This window comes from Rathayibacter sp. VKM Ac-2879 (assembly GCF_015351245.1).
Taxonomy (GTDB): domain Bacteria; phylum Actinomycetota; class Actinomycetes; order Actinomycetales; family Microbacteriaceae; genus Rathayibacter.
In genome coordinates this window covers 357243-376497 of the sequence record NZ_JADKSO010000002.1, presented here as the reverse complement: position 1 = coordinate 376497, position 19255 = coordinate 357243, and the positions used below count along the sequence as shown (strand labels likewise).

The following is a 19255-nucleotide window of genomic DNA, read 5'->3' as shown; positions in this document are numbered from 1 at the left end:
CGGCGGGGCCAATCGGAGCGAACTGGCGGTGAGACTCGCCGACCGAGCAGGGTCAGGCGCTCTTCTCCTGTCGACGCGGAGCGTGCGGCACGATCGTCGGCGCGGCATTGTCGAGCACGGCCGCGCGAGTGACGACGACACGCGCGACCTCGTCCGAGGAGGGGACCTCGAACATGATCGGCCCGAGGACCTCCTCGAGGATCGCGCGCAGGCCACGGGCACCGGTCTGGCGCAGCACCGCCAGATCGGCGATCGCCTCCAGGGCGCCACGGTCGAACTCGAGCTCGACCCCATCGATCTCGAACATGCGCTGGTACTGCTTGACGAGCGCGTTGCGCGGCTCCGTGAGGATCTGCATGAGCGCGTGCTGGTCGAGCTGCGTGACGGTCGTCACGACCGGGAGGCGGCCGATGAACTCCGGAATGAGCCCGAACTTGTGCAGATCCTCGGGAAGGACCTCGCTGAAGATGTTGATCTCGTCGTGCTTGTTGTGCAGCGGGGCACCGAAGCCGATGCCGCGTTTGCCCGCCCGTGAGGAGATGATGTCCTCGAGTCCGGCGAAGGCTCCCGCGACGATGAAGAGGACGTTCGTCGTGTCGATCTGGATGAACTCCTGGTGCGGATGCTTGCGCCCACCCTGCGGCGGGACCGAGGCGACCGTGCCCTCGAGGATCTTGAGCAGCGCCTGCTGGACGCCCTCGCCCGAGACATCGCGCGTGATCGAAGGGTTCTCGGCCTTGCGAGCGATCTTGTCGACCTCGTCGATGTAGATGATGCCCGTCTCGGCGCGTTTGACGTCGTAGTCGGCCGCCTGGATCAGCTTGAGGAGGATGTTCTCGACGTCCTCGCCGACATAGCCCGCCTCCGTGAGGGCGGTCGCGTCCGCCACCGCGAACGGCACGTTGAGGCGCTTCGCGAGTGTCTGCGCCAGGTACGTCTTGCCGCAGCCGGTCGGGCCGATCAGGAGGATGTTGCTCTTGGCGATCTCGACCTCGTCGTGGATCGCATCCGCGGCCGTGATGGTGGTGCGGGCCCGCACGCGCTTGTAGTGGTTGTAGACCGCCACCGCGAGAGCGCGTTTGGCCTGCTCCTGCCCGATCACGTACTCCTCGAGGAAGCCGTAGATCTCTTTGGGCTTGGGGAGATCGAACTCGTGGCTCGTCTCCTCGCTCGACTCGGAGAGGCGCTCTTCGATGATCTCGTTGCAGAGTTCGACGCACTCGTCGCAGATGTAGACGCCCGGTCCTGCGATGAGCTGCTGGACCTGCTTCTGGCTCTTGCCGCAGAAGGAGCACTTCAGCAGGTCGGCGCTTTCGCCAATACGTGCCACGGGGATGCCCCACTTCCTTGTCGTGCGTCTGTCGTGCTGAGGTCGGGTCGTGCGCCGGTGTCCGTGGACCCCGGGGGGAGGCGGGCGGTCGGTGGGACGCCCGATCTCTTGTCCGAGCCTAGCCGCTGTCTGCGGGAGGCTCGGCAGGCGGGCCGTATTCGGCCGCCTTCGCGACGCGCGGCGAAACAGGGCGGACGACAAGGGGCCGGGATCCGGATCGCTCCGACTCCCGGCCCTCTTCCGCTCAGGTGGTGGGCGCTCAGACCGTGAGCGCTCAGACCGTGAGCGCCGGGACGCCCTTGCGGCTCGTGAGCACCTGGTCGATCAGGCCGTACTCGAGGGCATCGCTCGCGCCGAGGATCTTGTCGCGGTCGATGTCCTTCTTGACCTGCTCGGGCGATCGGTTCGAGTGGTGCGACAGCGTCGCCTCGAGCCACTCCCGCATACGCATGATCTCGGCGGCCTGGATCTCGATGTCCGAGGCCTGTCCCCCGCCCTGCTGCACGGCGGGCTGGTGGATGAGGATGCGCGCGTTGGGCAGAGCGAGCCGCTTGCCCGGCGTGCCCGCCGCGGTCAGCACGGCCGCGGCGGAGGCTGCCTGGCCGAGCACGACCGTCTGGATGTGCGGACGGATGTACTGCATCGTGTCGTAGATCGCCGTCATCGCGGTGAAGGAGCCGCCTGGCGAGTTGATGTACATGACGATGTCACGGTCCGGGTCTTGGCTCTCGAGCACGAGCAGCTGGGCCATGATGTCGTCGGCCGACGCGTCGTCGACCTGGACGCCGAGGAAGATGATGCGGTCCTCGAAGAGCTTCGCGTAGGGGTCCTGACGCTTGTAGCCGTAGGCCGTGCGCTCCTCGAACGTCGGGAGGATGTAGCGCGAGGACGGCGCGGCCTGCGAGCCGAAGGCCGTTCCGCCGAAGGTGGGTGTGGTCATTGTCTGTTCCTGATCTCTCGGCGCGTCTGGTGGGCTAGTCGTCGGAGGCGGTGCCGCCACCGCCGGCCACGTCGCTCGCGGAGGAGCGGATGTGGTCGACGAAGCCGTAGGCGAGTGCCTCTTCGGCGCTGAACCAGCGATCGCGGTCGCCGTCCTCGTTGACCTGCTCGACGGTCTTGCCTGTCGCCTTCGCGGTGATCTCGGCGAGGCGCTTCTTCATGTCGAGGATGAGCTGCGCCTGGGTCTGGATGTCGGACGCCGTGCCTCCGAAGCCGCCGTGCGGCTGGTGGAGCAGCACTCGCGCGTTCGGGGTGATGTAGCGCTTGCCCTGCGTGCCGGCGGTCAGCAGGAGCTGGCCCATCGATGCCGCCATGCCGATGCCGACGGTGACGATGTCGTTCGGCACGAACTGCATCGTGTCGTAGATCGCCATGCCCGCCGTGATCGAACCGCCGGGCGAGTTGATGTACAAGTAGATGTCCCGCTCGGCGTCCTCGGCCGCGAGGAGCAGGAGCTTCGCGGCGATCTCGTTCGCGTTCTCGTCGCGCACCTCCGAACCGAGCCAGATGATCCGGTCCTTGAGCAGGCGGTCGAAAACACTGTTGGGCATAACCATGTCGGCCATGTATTGCTCCGTTTCAGTTGTCGCTTCGGAGGCGAATCTATCGGACGGCACTCGGCCGACCCTGCCGTGTTCGCCGGGGGCGGAGCGGGAGCCGCCGCTGTTCGCCCGCGGCGGACCGGGCGCTACGACGAGCGAGAGCCGCCCCCGACGGATCGGGGACGGCTCTCGCTCGTCGGCGGTCGGCTCAAGCCGACCGGTGGGGCTACTCGGCGGAGGCGGGGGCCTCGGCCGCGTCCTTCTTCTTGGCCGGCGCGCGCTTCTTCCGAGGAGCGGGCGCGGCCTCCTCCTCGGCGGGCGCCTCGGCCGCGGCCTGAGCGTCGTCGGCAAACTCGGGCTCGTCGTCGGCCAACGCGGTGAAATCGGACAGGTCGACGGCGTTGCCGTCGGTGTCGGTCACCGTTGCCTTGCCCAGGACGATCGCGAGCGCCTTGTTGCGGGCGACCTCGCCGACCATCTGGCCAATCTGGTTGTTCTCGGAGAGGATCTTGATGAACTCGTTCGGCTCCATGCCGTACTGCGCGGCACCCTGGATGAGGTACTGCGTGAGCTCGTCCTGGCTGACCTGGATCTTCTCCTGCTCGACGATGTAGTCGAGGAGGATCTGGGTCTTGAAGGTCTTCTCGCTCGCCTCGGTGACCTCGGCGCGGTGCTCGTCGTCCTCGAGTCGGCTCTCCCCTTCGAGGTGGCGCTGCACCTCGTCCTCGACGAGGGAGGCGGGCACGGGGATCTCGACGAGCTCCAGCAGGGCCTCGACGAGCTTCTCGCGCGCCTGGCCTCCCTGGCCGAAAGTCTTCTGCTGGGCGGCCTGCTCGGCGAGCGACGCGCGCAGCTCGGCGATGGTGTCGAACTCGCTCGCGATCTGGGCGAAGTCGTCGTCGGCGTCGGGAAGCTCGCGCTCCTTGACGGCGGTGACGGTCACGGCGATCTCGGCCTGCTCGCCGGCGTGGTCTCCTCCGAGCAGGGGGGCGGTGAAGGTCGTGCTCTCGCCCGCGGTGAGCGAGTCGAGCGCCTCGTCGATGCCCTCGATCAGCTCGCCGGAGCCGATCTCGTACGAGATCGCGTTGGCCGTGTCGACCTCGACCCCGTCGATCGTCGCAACGAGGTCGATCTGCGCGAAGTCGCCGGTCGTGGCGGGCCGGTCGACCGTGACGAGCGTGCCGAAGCGGCTACGGAGCTTGTCGAGCTCGGCGTCGACATCGGCGTCGGCGACCGCGGCGGCGTCGACGGTGAGGGCGATGCCGGAGTAGTCGGGAACGGTGATCTCGGGACGGACGTCGACTTCGATGGCCAGCTCGAGGTCGCCGCTGAAGTCTTTGTCGCTGGGCCACGAGACGATATCGGCCTGGGGACGACCCAACGGACGCACGTCGCTTTCGCGGACGGCCTCGCGGTAGAACCCGTCGAGCCCCTCGTTGACGGCGTGCTCGAGCACGGCGGCCTTGCCCACACGCTGGTCGACGATCGCCGGCGGGACCTTGCCCTTGCGGAAACCGGGGACGTTGATCTGCTCGGCGATGTGGCCGTACGCGTGCGTGATGCTGGGGCCGAGCTCGTCCGGGGTGACCGAAATCGCGAGCTTCACGCGGGTCGGGCTCAGCTTTTCTACCGTGGTCTTCACGTGAGGGGATCTCCTGTGCTGGTTGGTGTCGGCGCCGTGTGACCGGTCGTCACGGGTCGAGGTCGTCACGATGAGTTCTCGTGGTCGGGGCGACAGGATTCGAACCTGCGACCTCCCGCTCCCAAAGCGGGCGCTCTAGCCAAGCTGAGCTACGCCCCGGATGCGCGGACCGGGGACCGCACGGCGAAAGACTCTCGTCGAGCCCTCCCCGCCTGCCCTCTTTCGCGGCACGCCGAAATGGCCTTCGCAAGTGTACTCCACCCGAGCATGCGCCTTCGGATCATCGCGCCGGACGAGGACCGAACGGCGGAGCAGGTCTCGCGCGATGCCCACGGAGAGAAGACGCTCCCGGAAGCGGCGGTCACGAGAGGCCGCGGGCGTGTACTACGCTGTCCTGGTGCCTGCCGCACGACAGGCCGCGGGGATGTAGCTCAATGGTAGAGCCTCAGTCTTCCAAACTGATCACGCGGGTTCGATTCCCGTCATCCCCTCCACTCCGATGACAAGCCCCTCGACCGGGGCTTTTCTCGTCTGGGCTTCGTCTCCGGCTTTTCTGTCCAGAGACCTTCGCGCTCCTCAGCCCGGCGCGTGGGCGTCACGGTGGTCGTCCGTGTGCGCGAGATACGAGGCGGCGTTGCGAGCGATGCCGGCGCGCTCCTCCTCCGTGAGCGCGCGACGCACCGTGGCCGGGACACCGGCGACCAGCGAGCCGGGCGGGACGACGGTCCCCTCCAGCACCACAGCCCCGGCCGCGACGAGGGAGCCTGCGCCCACGACGGCTCCGTTCAGCACCGTCGAGTTCATGCCGACGAGCGCCCCGTCCTCGATCGTGCAGCCGTGCAGCACGGCGTTGTGCCCGACCGAGACGCCGGCCCCGATCGTCGCGTCGAAGCCCGCGTCGACGTGCACCACCACGCCGTCCTGCAGGTTGCTTGCCGCACCGACGACGATGCGGGCGCGTTCGGCGCGTAGCACCGCGCCGTACCACACGCTCGCACGATCGCCGAGCTCGACCGCGCCGACGAGCGTGGCCCCCGGAGCCACCCACGCGGAGTCGGCGAGGATGGGCGTCCGGCCGCCGGAAAGAACAAGGATGCGGGCTCCCGCGGGGGTCGATGTCATGTCGCTGGTCCTCTCGGTGGGGTGAGGTGCTCGGGCTGCCGGCCGGGAGTCAGCGGCCGGCGCGCAGCCAGGTCAGCACGGCGAGCACGCGCCGGTGGTCGGAGCCCGAGTCCTCGAGCCCGAGCTTCTGGAAGATCGACGTCACGTTCTTCTCCACGGCGCCGACGCCGATGAAGAGAGCCGTGGCGATGCCCGCGTTCGTCCGTCCCTGCGCCATCGCCTCCAGCACTTCGCGCTCGCGCGGCGTGAGCGCGGCCAGCGGGTCGCGGTGGCGCTGCAGAAGGGAGGCGACCACCTGCGGGTCGAGGACTGTTCCGCCCGCAGCGACCCGCTCGACCGCGTCCCGCAGCTCCTCGACCGAAGCCACCCGGTCCTTCAGCAGATAGCCGAGCCGTCCCTCCCCCGAGCCCAGCAGCTCCTGCGCGTAGGTGACCTCGACGTACTGGCTGAGCAGGAGAACCGCCACTCCGGGATACCTGCGACGGATCTCGAGTGCCGCGCGGACGCCCTCGTCGCGGAAGGTCGGGGGCATTCGCACGTCGAGGACCGCGACGTCGACCGCGCCGGGATCGCGGGCGAGGTCGGCGAGCAGCGTCTCGGCATCGCCGTGCACGCCGACCGGGACGAAGCCCGCGTCCTCGAAGAGACGGACCAGGCCCTCGCGCAGGAGCACCGAGTCCTCGGCGATGGCGATGCGGATCGGGGAGTCGGACGACACCCGCTCAGGATACGGCGAGCGGTCGGAATGGCACGTGCACGCCCGCCGTCGTCGGACCGCCGGGCGGGGACTGCAGGGTGAACACGCCCCGCAGTCCGCTGACGCGTCCGTTCACGCCTTCGATCCCGTGGCCGTCGAGCGCGACCGCGCCGCCGACGCCGTCGTCGATCACCCAGGTGTCGAGCCAGCGCTCCCCCGCCGGTGCGTCACGGACGTCGACGTGCACCCAAATGGACCTCGCCTCGGCGTGCTTCGAGGCGTTCGCGAGCAGCTCGGCGACGACGAAATAGACGCTGCGCTCGACCTCGGGCGGAACTCCCACGACCGGATGCTCGACGAGCAGCTCGACGGGCGTGGCGCTGAGGGCCGCGAGCGAGCGCAGCGCTGCCTCGAAGCCGCGGTCCTGGAGGATCGGCGGCGCCACTCCGCGCGACAGCGCCCGGAGCTCGTCCAGAGCCTCGCGGACGTGATCGCGCGCCTCCTCGAGGAGAACGGCGGCCGAGGCCGGGTCTCGTTCCAGGCGTGCACGAGCCGAGCCGAGATCCATCTGTACGCGGAGCAGGCGCTGCTGAGGTCCGTCGTGGATGTCGCGTTCCAGTTGGCGCAGGGCACGGTCCTCCGCCGCGACTGCAGCGCCGCGGGAGGCACTGAGCTCGGCCACCTCGCGCTGGAGCGCCTCCGAGCTCCACGGACCGAGCAGGAGACGGTCGACGAGGTAGCGCGCGAGGGTGAGCCCGCGCGTGAGAAGGGGCAGGGTCACGACGAAGAGAACGGTCATCGCGATGGTCGCCGCGACGACGAGACCGGGAGGCGGCTCGGGCACGTCGACGACGAGCCTCGCGGCAGCGGTGAGGAAGGACGCGAGGCCGGAGTTCGCTCCGGTGCCATCGACCGCCGAGACGACCGTGCCGATCCCCGCCCAGCCCCAGAGCCACAGGAGGATGCCGAAGACCACCGCGATCAGCGGTGCGAGCACGACGGTGTGGAGCAGTGCCAGCCAGTAGTGACCATCGAGGACCGGCCCGTAGAGCGCGAAGGCCGCGGGCGCCACGGAGGCGGGAGGTCGTCGCCACCGGGGACGCGCGATGGCGGGACGGCCGGCGAGCCGGTCGAGACCGACGGCCACCCGCGAGAACCAGCGACTCGCGACGAGGGCGGCCGGCAGGAAGACCAGCCCGATCACGACACCGACGAGCGCGACGGCCAGCCCGAGAAGGAGGCCGACGATGAGGGCACCGACGAGGGCGACAGGCACGGAGAGCGCGAGTGCGAGGACTTCTCGAGGCAACTCGCGCCACAGCCGGACGTAGGCGCGGCTCGCCTCACCGAGTGCGGTCGGTGACGAGGGCATGCGAGCCTCCTCTCCTTGCCTCACCCGTCCCGGAGGCCCGACCGAGCCTAGCCTCGCGGTCACCGGTCGCGCCCGGGGGCATGCCCCCGCCTCCGCGTCGCCCTTCGAGGTGAGCCTGCCCTTCGCTCGACTCAGCCGAGCCTGCGCTTGCTTGCGGCGTGTGGCGATCTGCGTAGTGTTGACGATCAGTCACCCCACGCGAAAGGACCAGACGATGTCCACCACATCCGTCACGCCGCTCACCTCGTCGAACCCGGATGTCGCATCCGGAGTCGCCCAGTTCCTCAGCCCTGTCGTCGTCGAGATGACCGCTCTCGCCGTGAACGGCAAGCAGGCGCACTGGCACGTCCGCGGCGCGAACTTCATCGGCATCCACGAGCTCCTCGACTCCGTCGTCGCCCACGCGATCGAATGGGCCGACCTCGCCGCAGAGCGCGTCGTCGCCCTCGGACTCCCCGTCGACGCCCGCATCCAGACGGTCGCCTCGGGCACCCGCTCGGAGCCGCTCACCCCCGGTTTCCGGCGCTCGGAGGACGTGATCGTCGAGATCATCCGCCAGATGGACATCGGCATCGCGACCGTGAACCTGGCCATCGCCGAGCTCGCCGAGATCGACGCCTCCAGCCAGGACGTCGCCATCGAGATCGGCCGCGGCCTCGAGAAGGACCGCTGGTTCCTCTTCGCGCACGTCAGCGAGAGCTGAGATCGACCCCGCGCAGTGAAAGGCCCGCCGAATCCGGCGGGCCTTTCGCCGTCTCAGCGGCCGTACGTGAGGCGACCGCCCAGGAGGGTCGCGGTGACCGGCATCGACAGGAGCCCCTCCGCGTCGGCCGTCAGCGGGTCGCGCTCGACGATCACGAGGTCGGCCGCATCACCGGGCTCGGGGCGGAGGCGACGCACGCGGTTCGAGGCGATGATCGCCTCCTCGACGCTCACCCTCTGCTCGGGATGCCAGGGCTCGTCGCCGGGTCGCGAGCGAGCGACGGCCGCCGCGATCGCGACCCACGGATCCAGCGGGGCGACGGGCGCGTCGGAGCCGAACACGACCTCCGCCCCCGAGTCGAGAAGCGAGCGCAGCGGGAAGGCGCGATCGGTCTGCCCCGCCCAGAAGCGCTCCGCCACCTCCCGATCGTCGAGAGCGTGGGCCGGCTGGACGCTCGCGGTCACTCCGAGGCGGGCGAAGCGGGGCACGTCGGCCCGACTCACGAGCTGGGCGTGCTCGATCCGGCCGCCGCCGATCCGGCCCAGTGCGTCGAGCGCGAGGGTCGTCGCGGCATCACCGATCGCATGAACGGTCGGGCGGATGCCACCGGCGCCCGCGTACGCGAGGAGGGAGTCGAGCTCCTCGGGGTCGACGGTCAGGACGCCGCGACCGTCGTCGTCGGGATAGTGGTGCTCGCAATAGGCGGTCCGGGTGTTGAGCGAGCCGTCGATCAGCACCTTGAGCGGCCCCATCCGGAGCAGGCCCTCACCCCCCGCGAGCTCATCGCCCGTGCGCAGGCCCTCGGCGAGGGCACGGTCGAGATGGTCGCGGTAGACCCCGGTGTCGACGCGGAGGCTCCGCGTCCCGCGCGCGACGCGGCGCCGCCAGTCGACGGTGTTCTCGCGCATCTCGAGATCGACGACCCCCACGACTCCTCGCGCCGTCGCGCGGAGGGCCGCCTCCTCGACGAGAGCGTCGAGCTCCTCGTCCTCGATCGCGCCGAGGGCGCTGACCAGCTGGAAGCACGGGTCCTCGCGGATCACGTCGTCACCGACCGGCAGCCCGTAGCGCCGACGGGCGGCGGAGTTGACCCACGCGCAGTGCAGATCGCCGCTGACGAGGACCACAGGGCGCTCGGGCGCGACCTCATCGAGGAGCGCCGAGGTGGGGACGTCCGGCCAGAGGCCGTCGCGGAACCCATAGCCGACCAGGGTCGCGGAGACACCGCGCGCCTGCGCGAGCCGAGCGCGTACCGCGGCGACCACCTCCCCCGCCGAGCTCGCCCCCGACACGTCGAGCCGCGGCGCCGTCATGGCCCACTGCGAGACGTGCACGTGCTCGTCCCACAGGCCCGGGAGGAGCCAGCGGCCGTCCAGCTCGCGCACCTCGTCTCCGGCGCCCGCGACGACTCCCGCACCGACCGCGCCGACGCGGCCCTCGCGTAGCAGCACCGACACGGGAGCATCGACGCCGAGCAGCCGCGCTCCCCGCAGCAGCAGACCGCCGCTCACGAGTCCCCCGCCGACGTCGTCCTGACGGCAGGGGTGCGGGAGGCGGTCACGACTGGCACACCGGACACCAGTAGAGCTTGCGCGATCCGATCTCCTCGAGGAGGACGTTCGTGCCGCACACCCGGCACGGCAGCCCCTCGCGCTTGTACACGTCGTTGCGCTCGGCACGATGGCGGACCGCGCTCGCATACTCGCTCGGGGTGAGGCCCCGCCGAGTGATCATCATCCCGGTACGGATGCCCTCGTCGAGCAGCAGCGCCCAGTCGGCCCACAGCGCGCGGGCCACCTCGAGCGGAACCTGCCTGCCCGGCGTGTGCGGATCGAGGCGAGCCCGGTAGAGCAGCTCGGCACGGTAGATGTTGCCGATGCCGCTCACCACCGACTGGTCCATCAGAACGAGGCCCACCGGTGTGGCCGTCCTGCGAAGACGCTCCACGAAGCGATCGCGCGCCTCATCGGAGTCGTCGACCGCAGGATCCGGCCCGAGCCGAGCGAGCAGCGTCTGCACCTGCGCGTCGTCCATCACCTCGCAAGCGGTCGGACCCCGCAGATCGGCGACGGTCTCCTCCGTCTGGATCCGCACTCTCACCGCGCCTACGGGAGGCGGCGGGAACTCGTCGAGGTCGCCGTCGGTCTCGTGCTCGGTCTCGGAGAGGCGGACCGCCCGGCGACGGCGAGGGGCGCCGATGCTGCTTCCCGCCTCGGCGTCGGCGAAGAGCGGCGAGACGTGCCCGAGGAAGTCCCACGCCCCGTACAACCCGAGGTGCACGTGCAGGGTGAGCGGGCCCTCGAGACGCAGCAGGAGGTGCTTGCCCACGGCCATCGACTCCACCACGGTGCGCCCGGTGAGGACGGCCGCGCCCTCGGCGAAACGGCCCTGCGGGCTGCTCACCTCGACGCGATGCCCGACGACGTCGCGCTCGAACTGGAGCGCGATGCGGTGGACGGAATGCCCCTCCGGCACTCAGTCGCCGATCGGAGCGGAGTCGATCACGCGGCCGGCGATCGCTCCTGTCGCCTCGTACTCGGCGAGCTGCGCGATGCGACGAGCGTGACGCTCCTCGAAGCTGAACGGCTCGGCGACGAAAGCGTCGATGAAGCTCGTCGCCTCCTCGACCGAGTGCTGACGCGCGCCGATCGAGATCACGTTCGCGTCGTTGTGCTGGCGGGCGAGCACCGCGGTGCTGAGGTTCCAGACCAGCGCCGCGCGCACGCCGACCACCTTGTTCGCGGCGATCTGCTCGCCGTTGCCCGAGCCTCCGAACACCACGCCGAGCGCCTGCACGCCTGCCTCTTGGTCGCGGACGACCGCGACCGCGGCGTTGATGCAGAACGAGGGGTAATCGTCGAGCGGGTCGTAGGAGGTGGGGCCGTGGTCGACCACCTCGTGGCCCGCCGCACCGAGGTGCTGAATCAGGTGCCGGCTGAAATCCAGCCCTGCGTGGTCCGTTGCGATGTGGATGCGCACGCGCTCGTCCTCCGGGAGTGCCGTCTGAGGCCCGTGCAGCCCGGGCCGGGAGTCAGAGTACCGCGTCAGCCGAACTGCGGATCGCGGGTGCGCGAGCGCTTGAGCTCGAAGAAGCCGTCGTAGGAGGCGGCCATCGCGATGCCGTCCCAGAGCGCGAGCGCCTGCTCACCGCGAGGAGCAGGCGAGATCACCGGGCCGAAGAACGCCACGTCGCCGATCGCGATCACGGGGGTGCCCACATCCTGGCCGACCCGCCCGATGCCGTCGGCGTGGGAGGCGCGCATCGGCTCGTCGTACTCTCCCGAGTCCGCGAACGCCGCGAGCTCGGCGGGAAGGCCGAGCTCGGCGAGCGACTCGGCGATGACCGTGTCCGCGTCGGTCCGGCCGCCGACGTGGATCCGCGCGCCGAGCGCGTCATACAACGGTTTGATGCGCTCGCGGCCCTCGCGCTCAGCGACGGCGGTGACGAGGCGCGTGTAGCGCAGCGCGCGCGGGAGGAATGCGCGGTAAGAGTCATCGACGTCCTTGTCCTCGTTGAGGACCGCGAGGCTCATCACATGCCAGTGCACGTCGAGCTGGCGGGCCGGCGTCACCTCGTCCACGAAACGCGAGGTCATCCAGGCCCACGGGCAGGAGGGATCGAACCAGAAATCGACGGAGGTCATGGCCACCACGGTACGCCGCTTCAGCTCGAAGAAGCCGCGCACTCGTGCCCGTCGCCTCCCGTGCCGCAAGCTGCGGGTTCCGCGACGGAAGGCGCCCGGCTCTAGGGTGGATCGGCGGCGTCCGCACCAAGGCGCCCCGCGGCAGCGCCCGAGACGAACGGATGGAGCACCCTGTGCCAGGAGACAACCTCACGCGGAGCGAGGCGCAGGAGCGCGCCTCGCTGATCCAGGTCCACGACTACGACATCGCCCTCGACCTCACGCGGGGAGCCGAGACCTTCCTCAGCACGACGACCGTGCGCTTCTCGGCCACCGACGGCGCCTCGAGCTTCCTCGACGCGATCACCCGCACGGTGCACTCCGTGACCCTGAACGGCGTCGAGCTCGACCCTGCCGAGGTCGCCGACGGCGTCCGCATCCGCCTCGACTCGCTCGCCGTCGAGAACGAGGTGACGGTCGTGTCCGACGCCGCGTACACCAACACCGGCGAGGGCCTGCACCGCTTCGTCGACCCGGTCGACGGCGAGGTCTACCTCTACACGCAGTTCGAGGTCCCGGATTCACGCCGCGTCTTCGCCGTGTTCGAGCAGCCCGACCTCAAGGCCGAGTTCCGCTTCACGGTCACAGCGCCCGCCACCTGGCAGGTCGTCTCGAACCAGCCCACCCCGGCGCCGGTGCCCGCGGGGGACGGGATCGCGACGTGGAGCTTCGATCCCACCCCGCGCATCTCCTCCTACATCACCGCCCTCATCGCGGGCCCCTACGTCGTCGAGACCGACTCGCTCGTCTCCTCCGACGGCCGCACCATCCCGCTCGGCGTCTTCGCGCGCGCCTCGCTCGCCCCGTTCCTCGACGCCGACTACGTCTTCGAGAAGACCAAGCAGGGCTTCGCCTTCTACGAGGAGAAGTTCGGCGTCCCCTACCCGTTCGCCAAGTACGACCAGCTCTTCGTCCCCGAGTTCAACGCCGGGGCGATGGAGAACGCGGGAGCCGTCACCTTCACCGAGACCTACGTGTTCCGTTCGAAGGTCGCCGACGCCGTCAAGGAGCGCCGGGTCGTCACGATCCTGCACGAACTCGCGCACATGTGGTTCGGGGACCTCGTGACGATGACGTGGTGGAACGACCTCTGGCTGAACGAGTCGTTCGCCGAGTACGCCTCCACCCTCGCCACCGCCGAGGCGACCGAGTGGAACGAGGCATGGACGACCTTTGCCGCGATGGAGAAGAGCTGGGCCTACCGTCAGGACCAGCTGCCCTCGACACATCCGATCGTCGCGACGATCAACGACCTCGAAGACGTCCAGGTCAACTTCGACGGCATCACCTATGCCAAGGGCGCCTCGGTGCTCAAGCAGCTCGTGGCATGGGTCGGCGAGAAGGAGTTCCTCGCCGGCGTGCACGAGTACTTCGTCAAGCACGCGTTCTCGAACACGGAGCTGCACGACCTGCTCGTCGAGCTCGAGGCGACGAGTGGCCGCGACCTCGGTGACTGGGCGGCACAGTGGCTCGAGACCGCCGGGGTCAACACGCTGCGACCCGAGATCGCGGTCGACGAGTCGGGGGCGATCGCGTCGTTCGCGATCCTGCAGAGCGCCATCGAGGAGTACCCGACGATCCGCCCGCACCGTCTCGCGGTGGGCCTGTACGACTTCGACGGCGATCGGCTCGTGCGGGTCGACCGGCTGGAGCTCGACGTCGACGGAGTGCGCACCGAGGTGCCCGAGCTGATCGGTCGCGCCAGGCCCGCCCTCCTCCTCCTCAACGACGACGACCTCGCCTACGCCAAGATCCGCCTCGACGAGCAGTCGCTCGCCGTGGCCATCGAGCACCTCGCCGACATCGAGAGCCCGCTCGCCCGCTCGCTCGTGTGGGGCTCGGTGTGGGATGCGACCCGCGACGCCGAGTCCGCGCCTCGTGACTTCGTGCGCCTGGTGCTGGGCAACATCGCGACCGAGACGGAGTCGACCACTCGGCGCACCGCGCTCAGCCAGTTGGTGACCGCAGCGACGCAGTACGTGGCGCCCGAGTACCGTGCCGAGGTCGTCGAGGAGGCCGGGGACCAGCTGTGGTCGCTGGCCCAGCAGGCCGCGGCCGGCAGCGACGCGCAGTTCCAGTTCGTGAAGTTCTTCGCCGCGATCGCCTCGACGCCGGCGCAGCTCGACGCTGTTCAGGCGCTCCTCGACGGGAGCGCCACGCTCGAGGGCCTCGACATCGACACCGACCTCGGCTGGGAGCTGCTCATCGCGCTCGCCGCCGGCGGGCGGGCCGACGCCGACACGATCGACGCGATGCTCGCCTCCGACAACACCGCGACCGGACAGCAGTCGGCGGCGCATGCGCGCGCCGCTCTGCCCACGGTCGAGGCGAAGCGCGTGGCCTGGGAGTCGGTCACCAGCGACGACTCGGCGCCCAACACGATCGTGCGCTCCACGGGTCTGGGCTTCCGTCGCGTCGCGGACCCGCATCTGCTCGACGCGATGATACCGGTGTACTTCGGAGCGCTCCGCTCACTGTGGGAGTCGAAGAGCTACAAGATCGCGGAATACGTGATCGTCGGGTTCTACCCTGCGGCCTCCCCATCGCAGCAGATCGTCGACGCGACCCGGGAGTGGCTCGACGCCAACCCGGAGGTGCCGGCCCTGCGGCGTCTCGTGATCGAGAACCTCGCCGATGTCGAGCGTGCGCTGAGGGCGCAGGAGCGCGACGCACGGGGCTGACGCTCCGAACAGGGCCACCCGACCGGCATCCCCGGGTCGGGTGGCCCTGTCGTTCAGTCCTGCGGGACCTCGCGCCGCTCCGCTCCGACGTAAGCGGACAACGGCCGGATGAGGGCGTTCGACGCGCGCTGCTCCAGCACGTGCGCCGTCCAGCCGACGACACGGGCCGCAACGAACAGCGGCGTGAAGATCTCGGTCTCGAAGCCCATCAGGCGATAGGCCGGGCCGGAGGGGTAGTCGAGGTTCGGGAGTATCCCGGTGCGCTCCCTCATCGCCGCGGCCAGCGCGTCGTAGAGCTCGATCAGCTCGTCGGCGCCCTCGTGCTCGGCGAGGCGGCGCAGGGAGGCGTCCATCGTCGGCACCCGGGAGTCGCCCGTCTTGTAGACGCGGTGCCCGAAGCCCATCACCTTGCGCCGCTCGCCGAGCGCGGTGCCGAGCCACGCCTCCGCCCGCGCGGGGGCATCGGGACCGATGCCGATCTCGTCGAGCACGTGGAGGACCGCCTCGTTCGCGCCTCCGTGCAGAGGACCCTTGAGCGCGCCGACCGCGGCCGTGACGGCCGAGTACACGTCCGAGAGCGTCGACGTGACCACGCGGGCCGTGAAGGTGGAGGCGTTGAAGGAGTGCTCGGCGTAGAGGATGAGCGAGACGCGGAAGGCGTCGATCACGACCGGAGCCGGAACGTCGCCGAGCGTCATCCAGAGGAAGTTCTCGGGGTAGTCGAGATCGGCGCGCGGCTCGATCGGCTCCTGACCCTGGCGGCGTCGTTGCGCGTAGGCGACGATCGCGGGGAGAGCCGCCCAGAGCAGCACCGAACGCTCGAGGATCGCCCCCGGACCGTCGGCGTCGGGCTCCGGGTCGAGCGCACCGAGAGCGCTGACGGCGGTACGCACGACGTCCATCGGATGCGCCGAGACGGGCAGCAGGTCGATCACCGCGCGCACCTCCGGCCGCAGCGCACGGTGCGCTCGCTCGACCGAGGCGAGGCCCGCGGCCTCCGCGGCACTCGGCAGCTCGCCCTGCCAGAGGAGCCATGTCACCTCCTCGAAGGAGCACCGTGCGGCGAGCTCCTGCACCGGGTAGCCGCGGTAGAGAAGGGAGTTCGACTCGGGGTCGACCTTCGAGACGGCCGTCGTGTCGACGACGACTCCCACGAGCCCCTTGTGGATGTCCTGGTCGGTGGTGCGCATCCTTCGCTCCTTCGCGAGAGAGGGCGACGGCGTCGGATGGCGCCGTCGGGTCGTGCAGTGCGGTTTCGTCCCGCCCGGCTCAGGCGCCGTAGTGCTCGGCGAGCGAGAAGTCGAAGACGTTCTCGTCGAAGCGGCTATAGGCGGCGTAGTCGAGCAGCTCGTAGAGCTCTGCGCGCGTCTGCATCGCCGGCACCTCGCTGCGGAGGGAACCCTCGGCCTTCAGCGTGTCGAGCGCGCGCATCGCCGCCCCCATCGCGATCCGCAGGAGGGACACGGGGTGGATCACGACGTTCACTCCCGCGTCGGCCAGCTGCTGCGCGGTGAACAGCTCGCTCTTCCCGAACTCGGTCATGTTGGCCAGGATCGGCACCTCGACCGCGGCGCGGACGGCCTCGAACTCGTGGAGGTCGCGCATCGCCTCCGGGAAGATGGCGTCGGCGCCCGCATCGACGAGGAGCTTCGCGCGGTCGATCGCGGCAGGCAGGCCGTCGAGGGCACGGATGTCGGTGCGTGCCATGACCACGAGGTCCGGATCGCGGCGAGCGTCGACGGCCGCCGCGATCCTCCGCACCGAGGTGGCCTCGTCGACCACGGCCTTGCCGTCGAGGTGCCCGCACCGCTTGGGATTCACCTGGTCCTCGATGTGCAGGCCAGCGACTCCCGCGTCCTCGAGGGTCTGCACCGTGCGGGCCACGTTCAACGGCTCGCCGAAACCCGTGTCGGCGTCGACCAGCACGGGCAGTTCGGTCATCCGTGCGATCTGCTGCGCGCGGCCGGCGACTTCGGTCAGCGTGGTCAGGCCGATGTCGGGCAGGCCCAGCTCAGCCGAGAGCACCGCGCCCGAGACGTAGACCCCGTCGAAGCCCTTCGCCTCGATGAGGCGGGCCGAGAGCGGCGTGAACGCGCCCGGCAGCTGGAGCAGCTCGCCCGAGGCCAGACGCTCACGGAACGCTCGGCGCTTCTCGGCGGGGGTCCGGGTGGAGTGGAGCATCGGGCGTCCTTCCCTGAAGCGATCGGGCCGACGCGGGCCCTCCTCGAATCTATACGCGGCCGTCCGTCGAAGGGCGAGGTCGCATCGGCCTCGCAGGCAGGCGTCCCGTAGCCTGGAGGGGTCATGCTGCTTCTCGAGACCTCCACTCCCGACCCCGTCGCCGCCACTCTGTCGTTCTTCGACTCCGACGCCTTCTGGAGGATCGTCTGGGTCGTGTCGATCATCGTGGGGGCGCTGATCGCCCGAGTGATCGCGCACTTCGTCGTGGGTCGCGTCGTCGACCAGATCGTCTCGGGAGTCAAGAGACGCCAGCGCGTCGAGGACACTCAGTCGATCGCCGCCTCCCCCCTCGCCGCCGTGCGCGTGGTGCAGCGCACGCGCACCCTGGGCTCGATCCTCAACAACATCAGCTCGATCCTGATCATCGTCATCGCCGTGGTGATGGTCGTGAACACGATCGACAACACGCTCATCGGCTCCTTCGCGCTGCTCACCGCGGCCCTCGGCGCCGGCCTCGGTTTCGGCGCCCAGAACATCGTCAAAGACGTCCTCAACGGGCTGTTCATGGTCGCCGAAGACCAACTCGGCGTGGGCGACGTGGTCGACACCGGGCAGGCCACCGGAGTCGTCGAGTCGGTCGGTGTCCGGGTCACGCAGATCCGGGATGTTAACGGCACGCTGTGGTTCGTGCGCAATGGCGAGATCGTGCGAGTCGGCAATATGTCGCAGGGCTGGTCCCGCGTCATCGTCGATCTCGCCGTCCCTTACGAGACGGACCTCGAGCAGGTGCAGTCCACTGTCCTCGCCACCGCCAACGAACTGGCCGCCAGCAGCCGCTGGCGCGCGAGGATCATCGACAAACCCGAGCTCTGGGGACTGGAGTCGATCGCCGACGACGCTCTCGTCATCCGAGTCGTGGTCAAGACCCGCACCACCGCGAAGGACGACGTCGCGCGGGAGTTGCGGCAGCGCCTGAAGCGCGCTCTGGACGCTCTCGACGTCAAGCTGCCCTCGCTCACCACCGTCGTGCTGCAGGGCTTCGAGGGCGCGACGAGCGTCGGAGGAGCGAAGCCGCCGCGCACCACCCCGTCGCCGGTCGTGACGACCGAGCGCGGCAAGCCCGTCCGCCTCCCCCGCGCTCTGCGTCGCGCGAAGGACGCGCCGGGTGAGGGCGCGACCCCCGAGAAGGGACCGCGATCGTGAGCGGCCTGCAGATCGGCGGCACGCCACCGATGCGGAGCTTCTGGGAGCACATCGGCGGCCGGCCGACCTTTGAGCGGCTCGTGCGCCGCTTCTACGAGGGCGTCCGAGAGGACGACGTACTGTGGCCCCTCTACCCCGCCGACGACCTCGAAGGGGCGATCCAACGCCTCACCGGATTCCTCGAGCAGTACTGGGGCGGCCCCACCACCTACAGCCAGGAGCGCGGCCACCCTCGGCTGCGAATGCGGCACCAGCCGTTCCGCGTGAATCCTGCTGCGCGCGACCACTGGCTGCAGCACATGCGCGTGGCCGTCGACGAGCTCGAGCTCGCTCCCGCCGATGACGCCCTGCTGTGGGACTACCTCGAGCGGGCGGCGCACGCGATGGTCAACACCTTCGAGGAGTAGGCGCGTCTCAGCCCGGAGTCCGTACGAGCACGTGGCCGCGCCGCGACGTCAGCCGCCGCCACGCCCCGCTCTCGAGGACGGCCACCGGGTCGTTCGCCTCGAGGAACCCGAGGGCGAACAGAGCGAAGGCGGCCCCCGCCGGGACACCGTCGAGCCCGTCCAGCGGGCGCCCCCAGATGCTCGACCGCACGCGGCCGACGATCTGCTCTCCTGTCTCTGAGCCCACCGCCCCGGCGATCTCGTCGATCCCGTCGCGGGCCACGCGCTCGAGCATCACGGGGTCCACGGGCTCCCGACGCGTCCATCCGCCGCGGGGAGGAGACACGCCCGCCCACGCACCAGCGGTCGCGTCGTCGCCGTCGGGCAGGGTGACGGGTTTGCCGTCCGCGCCGCCGGGGGCCCACTGCAGGCGGGCGAGCCTGTCCGAGAGGGCGCGGATCGTGACGACCCGGTCGAACGCGGCCGGCTCCGCGAGAGCGAACACACGCAGCCCGAGCACGGTGGCCGAGCGGTCGAGCAGCCCGCGCGGCTGGAGGATCGGCGTGTAGACCGCGAGCACCCGCCCGTCGGCGAGGAGACGGACCGCGCCATCCTCGACGCGAGCCGAGCGACCGAGGAACACCCGGAGATCGGACAGGCTCGGCGGGTCGGCCAGGGAGAAGGACGCAGTCATCGCGTCGATAAACTTACCGG

The 19255-nt window shown here is 70.0% G+C and carries 18 protein-coding genes and 2 tRNA genes; 5 read left to right on the top strand and 15 right to left on the bottom strand.

The window, feature by feature from the left end:
• Positions 1 to 52 precede the first annotated feature (52 nt).
• The 5 genes from clpX to ITJ45_RS06775 form a co-directional block, all read right to left on the bottom strand.
• Positions 53 to 1330 (bottom strand): ATP-dependent Clp protease ATP-binding subunit ClpX, encoded by a 1278-nt coding sequence (clpX, locus tag ITJ45_RS06795; protein ID WP_194608322.1) that lies wholly within the window; start codon positions 1328 to 1330, stop codon positions 53 to 55.
• 274 nt (positions 1331 to 1604) lie between these two features.
• Positions 1605 to 2270 carry an ATP-dependent Clp protease proteolytic subunit gene (locus ITJ45_RS06790; RefSeq protein WP_194608324.1) on the bottom strand — a complete coding sequence of 222 codons (666 nt, stop codon included), beginning with the start codon at positions 2268 to 2270 and terminating at the stop codon, positions 1605 to 1607.
• 34 nt (positions 2271 to 2304) lie between these two features.
• Positions 2305 to 2895, bottom strand: a complete 591-nt coding sequence (locus tag ITJ45_RS06785) for an ATP-dependent Clp protease proteolytic subunit (protein ID WP_194608325.1) — start codon at positions 2893 to 2895, stop codon at positions 2305 to 2307.
• 202 nt (positions 2896 to 3097) lie between these two features.
• Positions 3098 to 4513: a trigger factor gene (tig, locus tag ITJ45_RS06780; RefSeq protein WP_194609067.1), complete on the bottom strand. Its 1416-nt coding sequence runs from the start codon at positions 4511 to 4513 to the stop codon at positions 3098 to 3100.
• 81 nt (positions 4514 to 4594) lie between these two features.
• Positions 4595 to 4672, bottom strand: a tRNA-Pro gene (locus ITJ45_RS06775).
• 261 nt (positions 4673 to 4933) lie between these two features.
• Here ITJ45_RS06775 and ITJ45_RS06770 point away from each other — a divergent pair.
• Positions 4934 to 5007 (top strand) — tRNA-Gly (locus ITJ45_RS06770).
• Positions 5008 to 5089: 82 nt separating this feature from the next.
• Here the strand turns inward: ITJ45_RS06770 and ITJ45_RS06765 are convergent.
• The 3 genes from ITJ45_RS06765 to ITJ45_RS06755 are packed head-to-tail and all read right to left on the bottom strand — an operon-like array spanning position 5090 to position 7704.
• Positions 5090 to 5635 carry a gamma carbonic anhydrase family protein gene (locus ITJ45_RS06765; protein ID WP_194608327.1) on the bottom strand — a complete coding sequence of 182 codons (546 nt, stop codon included), beginning with the start codon at positions 5633 to 5635 and terminating at the stop codon, positions 5090 to 5092.
• A gap of 49 nt (positions 5636 to 5684) precedes the next feature.
• On the bottom strand, positions 5685 to 6353 hold the full coding sequence (locus ITJ45_RS06760) for a response regulator (protein WP_194608329.1): 669 nt from the start codon (positions 6351 to 6353) through the stop codon (positions 5685 to 5687).
• 4 nt (positions 6354 to 6357) lie between these two features.
• Complete coding sequence (locus tag ITJ45_RS06755) at positions 6358 to 7704, bottom strand: sensor histidine kinase (protein ID WP_194608331.1); 1347 nt, start codon at positions 7702 to 7704, stop codon at positions 6358 to 6360.
• Between the two features lie 214 nt (positions 7705 to 7918).
• On the opposite strand from ITJ45_RS06755, the gene ITJ45_RS06750 reads away from it, so the two are divergent.
• Complete coding sequence (locus ITJ45_RS06750) at positions 7919 to 8407, top strand: Dps family protein (protein ID WP_194608333.1); 489 nt, start codon at positions 7919 to 7921, stop codon at positions 8405 to 8407.
• Positions 8408 to 8460: 53 nt separating this feature from the next.
• Here ITJ45_RS06750 and ITJ45_RS06745 read toward each other — a convergent pair whose 3' ends face one another.
• The 4 genes from ITJ45_RS06745 to ITJ45_RS06730 all read right to left on the bottom strand — a co-directional run bounded on the left by ITJ45_RS06745 (position 8461) and on the right by ITJ45_RS06730 (position 12051).
• Positions 8461 to 9918 carry an amidohydrolase gene (locus ITJ45_RS06745; protein ID WP_194608335.1) on the bottom strand — a complete coding sequence of 486 codons (1458 nt, stop codon included), beginning with the start codon at positions 9916 to 9918 and terminating at the stop codon, positions 8461 to 8463.
• 46 nt (positions 9919 to 9964) lie between these two features.
• Positions 9965 to 10882, bottom strand: a complete 918-nt coding sequence (locus tag ITJ45_RS06740) for an Fpg/Nei family DNA glycosylase (protein ID WP_194608337.1) — start codon at positions 10880 to 10882, stop codon at positions 9965 to 9967.
• Positions 10883 to 11386 (bottom strand): ribose-5-phosphate isomerase, encoded by a 504-nt coding sequence (locus ITJ45_RS06735; RefSeq protein WP_194608339.1) that lies wholly within the window; start codon positions 11384 to 11386, stop codon positions 10883 to 10885.
• 65 nt (positions 11387 to 11451) lie between these two features.
• Complete coding sequence (locus ITJ45_RS06730; protein ID WP_194608348.1) at positions 11452 to 12051, bottom strand: DsbA family protein; 600 nt, start codon at positions 12049 to 12051, stop codon at positions 11452 to 11454.
• Positions 12052 to 12224: 173 nt separating this feature from the next.
• On the opposite strand from ITJ45_RS06730, the gene pepN reads away from it, so the two are divergent.
• Positions 12225 to 14771 (top strand): aminopeptidase N, encoded by a 2547-nt coding sequence (gene pepN, locus ITJ45_RS06725; RefSeq protein WP_194608350.1) that lies wholly within the window; start codon positions 12225 to 12227, stop codon positions 14769 to 14771.
• 53 nt (positions 14772 to 14824) lie between these two features.
• Here pepN and ITJ45_RS06720 read toward each other — a convergent pair whose 3' ends face one another.
• Positions 14825 to 15961, bottom strand: a complete 1137-nt coding sequence (locus tag ITJ45_RS06720) for a bifunctional 2-methylcitrate synthase/citrate synthase (protein ID WP_194608352.1) — start codon at positions 15959 to 15961, stop codon at positions 14825 to 14827.
• 79 nt (positions 15962 to 16040) lie between these two features.
• Positions 16041 to 16952 carry a methylisocitrate lyase gene (gene prpB / locus ITJ45_RS06715; protein ID WP_194608355.1) on the bottom strand — a complete coding sequence of 304 codons (912 nt, stop codon included), beginning with the start codon at positions 16950 to 16952 and terminating at the stop codon, positions 16041 to 16043.
• A gap of 123 nt (positions 16953 to 17075) precedes the next feature.
• On the opposite strand from prpB, the gene ITJ45_RS06710 reads away from it, so the two are divergent.
• Positions 17076 to 18155, top strand: coding sequence for a mechanosensitive ion channel family protein (locus ITJ45_RS06710; RefSeq protein ID WP_194608357.1), 1080 nt, complete (start codon positions 17076 to 17078; stop codon positions 18153 to 18155).
• A 29-nt stretch (positions 18156 to 18184) separates the two neighbouring features.
• Positions 18185 to 18562, top strand: a complete 378-nt coding sequence (locus tag ITJ45_RS06705; RefSeq protein WP_194609069.1) for a globin — start codon at positions 18185 to 18187, stop codon at positions 18560 to 18562.
• Between the two features lie 7 nt (positions 18563 to 18569).
• On the opposite strand, the gene ITJ45_RS06700 is transcribed toward ITJ45_RS06705, so the two are convergent.
• Positions 18570 to 19235, bottom strand: a complete 666-nt coding sequence (locus ITJ45_RS06700; protein WP_194608359.1) for a hypothetical protein — start codon at positions 19233 to 19235, stop codon at positions 18570 to 18572.
• Positions 19236 to 19255 lie beyond the last annotated feature (20 nt).